General features: G+C 39.8%; 7 protein-coding genes. All 7 read left to right on the top strand.

Translation table 11 applies throughout. The annotated features are described in order from the left end of the window. Positions 1-288, top strand: a 288-nt coding sequence (locus ABIQ28_RS10205) for a 3-hydroxyacyl-CoA dehydrogenase family protein (RefSeq protein WP_348036909.1), incomplete at its 5' end; no start/stop codon positions are given. A gap of 85 nt (positions 289-373) precedes the next feature. Next, complete coding sequence (locus tag ABIQ28_RS10200; protein WP_348036907.1) at positions 374-781, top strand: hotdog fold thioesterase; 408 nt, start codon at positions 374-376, stop codon at positions 779-781. Positions 782-839: 58 nt separating this feature from the next. After that, positions 840-1,700 (top strand): neutral zinc metallopeptidase, encoded by an 861-nt coding sequence (locus ABIQ28_RS10195; protein WP_348036905.1) that lies wholly within the window; start codon positions 840-842, stop codon positions 1,698-1,700. 104 nt (positions 1,701-1,804) lie between these two features. Next, the gene (gene pcaF, locus ABIQ28_RS10190) at positions 1,805-3,010 is read left to right on the top strand and encodes a 3-oxoadipyl-CoA thiolase (protein ID WP_348036903.1); all 1,206 of its coding nucleotides are present in this window, start codon (positions 1,805-1,807) and stop codon (positions 3,008-3,010) included. A 149-nt stretch (positions 3,011-3,159) separates the two neighbouring features. Beyond that, positions 3,160-3,405, top strand: a complete 246-nt coding sequence (locus ABIQ28_RS10185; protein WP_348036901.1) for a ribbon-helix-helix domain-containing protein — start codon at positions 3,160-3,162, stop codon at positions 3,403-3,405. Next, positions 3,402-3,734 (top strand): type II toxin-antitoxin system PemK/MazF family toxin, encoded by a 333-nt coding sequence (locus ABIQ28_RS10180; protein WP_348036899.1) that lies wholly within the window; start codon positions 3,402-3,404, stop codon positions 3,732-3,734. Before ABIQ28_RS10185 ends, ABIQ28_RS10180 begins: the two co-directional genes overlap by 4 nt. A 62-nt stretch (positions 3,735-3,796) precedes the next feature. Beyond that, a partial coding sequence (locus ABIQ28_RS10175) for an aldehyde dehydrogenase family protein (protein ID WP_348036897.1) occupies positions 3,797-4,691 on the top strand: 895 nt, incomplete at its 3' end.

The following is a 4,691-nucleotide window of genomic DNA, read 5'->3' as shown; positions in this document are numbered from 1 at the left end:
CATGATAAAAACTTGCCACAACAAATATTCGACCGTGTCCTGGTCATGCTCATTAACGAAGCAGCCGATGCTTTATTCTGGAATATCGCTTCCGCAGAAGATATTGATAACGCCATGACCAAAGGCGTCAACTATCCGAAAGGCTTGTTGGCTTGGGCAGATGAAAAGGGAATCGATTGGTGTGTCAATAAAATGGACGAATTGTACGATGAATATCGAGAAGATAGGTACCGCTGTAGTCCGTTGTTGAGGAGAATGAATAAATCAGGTTTGAGGTTTTTTGATTAACGATTGCTGAATGCTGATTTTTGATTTAAGAAGTTATACACTTCAACAATCAAAAATCGTTAATCTTCAATCAAAAATAAATTAAATGAACGAAAATAAAATACCCTATAAAATGCTATCACTCGATCCCTTCAGCTCCTGGCTCGGCATCGAAATTCTAGAATGTGAGATCGGCAGATGTAAAGTCGCTATGACCATTCGTAAAGAAATGCTCAACAGTATGGGGAAAGCGCATGGAGGTATTAGCTATTCATTAGCAGATACCGCTTTTGGTTTTGCTGCAAATACGCATGGAAAATATGCGGTTTCTATTGAAACCAGCATCAACCATATTGAAGCATTAATTGAAGGGGATTATTTAATCGCTGAATCGGTGATTGAAAACGTTAAAAATAAATTGGGCTTTAATATTATTGAAGTCAAACGAGGCGATGAATTGGTTGCTCTTTTTAAAGGTGTGGTCTATCGAACCAGCAAAAATTGGGAAGAATAGCCTATAAATTTTTATGAATTTAGTAAATTAGAGGTATAAACACTAAACAATAAATCATATGAAATGGGAAGGTAGAAGACAAAGTGGGAATTTGGAAGACCGTCGTGGGATGAGTTCCAAAGGGAAATTAGCTGCTGGTGGTGGAATCATCGCTATTGTAGTAGTTTTGCTCCAGCTTTTTGGCGGCGAAACCGGTCAGCAATTAGCGCCGATTCTTGAAGGCGTATCCCGACAACCCGTTTCCCAACCAACAGAACAAAGGGAGTTAACTGCAAAAGAAAAGGAGACGGGCGTTCTTTTTAAGAGAATTTTGGCAAGTACCGAGGATACTTGGAGCCAAATATTTACAGAAAATAATATTGGTAATTATGATAAGCCAGGTATGGTTTTATTTACTGATGCTGTCAGTACGGGATGCGGCAATGCAAGTTCTTCTGCGGGGCCATTTTATTGTCCGGCAGACCAAAAACTGTATATGGATTTGGCATTTTTTGACGAATTGCAATCGCGATTCGGAGCTAAAGGTGGCGACTTCGCGATGGCTTATGTGACCGCTCACGAAATTGGACATCACGTCCAAACCTTGCTCGGAACCTCTCAGAAAGTCCGTCAAATGCAACAACAAACTAATGCTGCAGGAGCCAATCGATTATCAGTAGCACAAGAACTTCAAGCCGATTTTTACGCAGGAGTTTGGGCGCATTACAATCAGAAGTATTTGGAAGAAGGCGATATTGACGAGGCTTTGAGTGCTGCAAATGCGGTGGGCGATGATGCCATTCAAAGAAGAGTTCAGGGCAATGTGCAACCAGATAGCTTTACCCATGGTACTTCAGAACAACGTAAGTTTTGGTTCTTAAAAGGATACAAAACTGGCGATATCAAACAAGGCGATACGTTTTCGGAATTGAATCGATAAAATCTAGAAATTAAAAAATTAATGATGGGAATTTATTTATTGAAGAGGTCTTGAATGCTTACTTCAAAAATCAGAAATCATTGATCAACAATCAATAATATTTAATGGAAGCATACATCATAGACGGAATCAGAACACCAATAGGAAGTTATCAAGGCACATTATCCGTTGTAAGAACTGACGATTTAGGAGCATTAGTCATTGAGGAAATCGTAAAGCGAAATCCGAATATCCCAAAAGATGCCTATGACGATGTTATTTTGGGCTGTGCCAATCAAGCAGGAGAGGACAACCGAAATGTGGCTAGAATGTCCGCGCTTTTGGCAGGACTGCCATTTACAGTTCCTGGGGAAACTGTCAACCGTTTATGTAGTTCGGGTTTATCCGCAATCATTCACGCCAATCGTGCGATAAAAGCAGGCGATGGCGATGTGTTTATTGCTGGAGGCGTTGAAAATATGACCCGCGGCCCATACATTGTCGCAAAACCGTCGAGTGCATTCGGTACAGATGCCCAAATGTATGATTCGAGTTTTGGTTGGCGATTTGTCAATCCGAAAATGCAAAAACTATATGGAACGGATGGCATGGGCCAAACGGCGGAGAACTTGGTCGAGAAATATAATATTTCAAGAGAAGATCAAGATAAATTCGCTTATTGGAGTCAGATGAAAGCGGCTAAAGCACAAGAAAATGGACGTTTATCAAAAGAAATCATAACGGTTGAAATTCCACAACGAAAGATGGATCCAATAAAATTTTCAAAAGATGAATTTGTAAAACCAAGTACGTCTTTAGAAGTTTTAGGAAAATTGCGTGGCGCTTTCAAATCTGAAGGAGGAAGTGTTACCGCTGGAAATTCATCTGGATTAAATGATGGTGCGGCCGCTACAATTATAGCTTCGGAAGATGCTATAAAAAAATATAATCTAACGCCATTGGCGCGCATTGTAAGTTCGGCCGTTGTTGGTGTGGAGCCGAGAATCATGGGTATTGGCCCTGTGGAAGCCTCGAATAAAGCATTGAAAAAAGCTGGATTAACTATGGCCGACATGGATGTCATCGAGCTCAACGAAGCTTTTGCAGCACAAGCGTTGGCATGCACAAGAGCTTGGGGATTGGCAGACGATGACCCAAGATTGAATCCCAACGGTGGATCCATCGCTATTGGCCATCCGCTTGGTGTCACGGGAACTAGAATAACATATTCCGCAGCTTTGGAGTTGAAAGAAACCGGAAAACGCTATGCGTTGATTACCATGTGTATTGGCGTGGGTCAGGGTTATGCGGCTATAATAGAACGTGTCTAATTCCTGCGAAGGCAGGAATCTCATGATAAATAGTAGAAACCACTAATTCATGCGCATTCCATTATAAATAGTTTTTTTGGAAATATTGAGATTTAAGATTGAATTAAATAACATAAATATTGATTATATTTATAATAAATAAATATAAAATGGCAACATTCACATCATCATTACCAGATAAATTGCTGGAAGATCTCGCTGAGACAGCAAAAAAGTTAAAGCTTCCAAAGAATAAAATTATAGAGAAGGCATTGGAATATTATTTGGACCAAATAAAGCGCGCTGAGTACGCCAAGTCGTTTCAACGTGCTGCAAAGGATCCAGAAATGCTTTCACTTGCTGAAGAAGGTTTGGAAGATTATATGCGAATTTTAAAGGAACTCGAGAAGCAATGAGACAAGGGGAAATATGGAATGTATATCTCGATCCTATTAAAGGAAACGAACAAGCTGGAAATAGGCCTGCTATTGTTATTAGCGGCAATTTGATGAATGCGAATTCTGATTTAGCGATTATCTGTCCGTTGACAAGTTCGTTAAAGGGTTATAAGGGTCATCCTATTTTAAAACCAAACAAAACCAATGGTTTAGAAGTGACAACAGAAGTCTTAGTGTTTCAAATTAGAACACTATCAAAACTACGGTTCAAGAAAAGGATAGGAACAGCTTCCGCAGAAGATGTTTCAAAAATAAAAGAAACCCTTGATGATATTTTGAGATTGTGACCTTTACTATTAAAAGTGTAATGGTTACTACAATCTCCTTTGTTGAAAAATAAAAGAATAGAATGAAAAAAATACAAAATTACGTCACAGGACAATGGATAGAAGGTAAAGGAGAAGGTATTCCTATGTTTGACTCTGTTACTGGAGAAATCGTAGCACTTTCAGATACTGAAGGTTTGGATTTCGCCGAAATTCTTCAGTATGGAAGAACCGTAGGTGGTCAAGTCCTTCGCAATATGACCTTTCAGGAACGTGGAAATATGTTAAAGAGCTTGGCCTTATATCTGGTCAAAAGAAAAGAAGCTTTTTATGAATTAAGTTATAGAACTGGGGCGACCAGAGTAGATAGTTGGATCGATATTGAAGGCGGATTTGGTAACCTTTTCGCTAATGCATCTTTAAGAAAATTATTCCCTAATCAATCGTATCACGTAGAAGGCGAACCTATTGATTTATCACGTGGCGGACGCTTTATGGCACATCATATTATGGTGCCAAAACGAGGCGTGGCTATTCATATTAATGCCTTTAATTTCCCGGTTTGGGGCATGTTGGAAAAATGCGCTACCAATTGGATGGCTGGCGTTCCTGCAGTGGTAAAACCTGCAACAAATGGTTCTTTTTTGACAGAGGCTGTTGTCCGTGAAATCATCGCCTCGGGGATATTGCCAGAAGGTGCATTACAATTAATTACAGGTTCCGCTAGAACTATTTTAGATACCGTCGACTCTCAAGATGTTGTAACTTTTACAGGATCTGCTACAACAGGACGACTATTGAAATCTCATAAGCGCATCATTGAAGAATCGGTGCCATTCAATATGGAAGCAGATTCGCTCAATGCTTCTGTTTTAGGAGAAGATGCCATTCCTGGAACTCCAGAATTTGATTTGTTCATTAAGGAAGTTCGTAACGAAATGACCGTGAAATGTGGACAAAAATGTACTGCCATCCGCA

The sequence above is a fragment of the Gelidibacter sp. genome (assembly GCF_039916245.1).
In the GTDB taxonomy this organism is placed as follows: Bacteria; Bacteroidota; Bacteroidia; order Flavobacteriales; family Flavobacteriaceae; genus Gelidibacter.
This window is presented reverse-complemented; position numbering and strand designations above follow the sequence as displayed.

What these genes read in the sequence shown, in the direction of transcription:
- pcaF (WP_348036903.1), top strand. Translation starts at nt 1,805, where the DNA reads ATGGAAGCATACATCATAGACGGAATCAGAACACCAATAGGAAGTTAT.
- ABIQ28_RS10180 (WP_348036899.1), top strand. Translation starts at nt 3,402, where the DNA reads ATGAGACAAGGGGAAATATGGAATGTATATCTCGATCCTATTAAAGGA.
- ABIQ28_RS10195 (WP_348036905.1), top strand. Translation starts at nt 840, where the DNA reads ATGAAATGGGAAGGTAGAAGACAAAGTGGGAATTTGGAAGACCGTCGT.
- ABIQ28_RS10200 (WP_348036907.1), top strand. Translation starts at nt 374, where the DNA reads ATGAACGAAAATAAAATACCCTATAAAATGCTATCACTCGATCCCTTC.
- ABIQ28_RS10185 (WP_348036901.1), top strand. Translation starts at nt 3,160, where the DNA reads ATGGCAACATTCACATCATCATTACCAGATAAATTGCTGGAAGATCTC.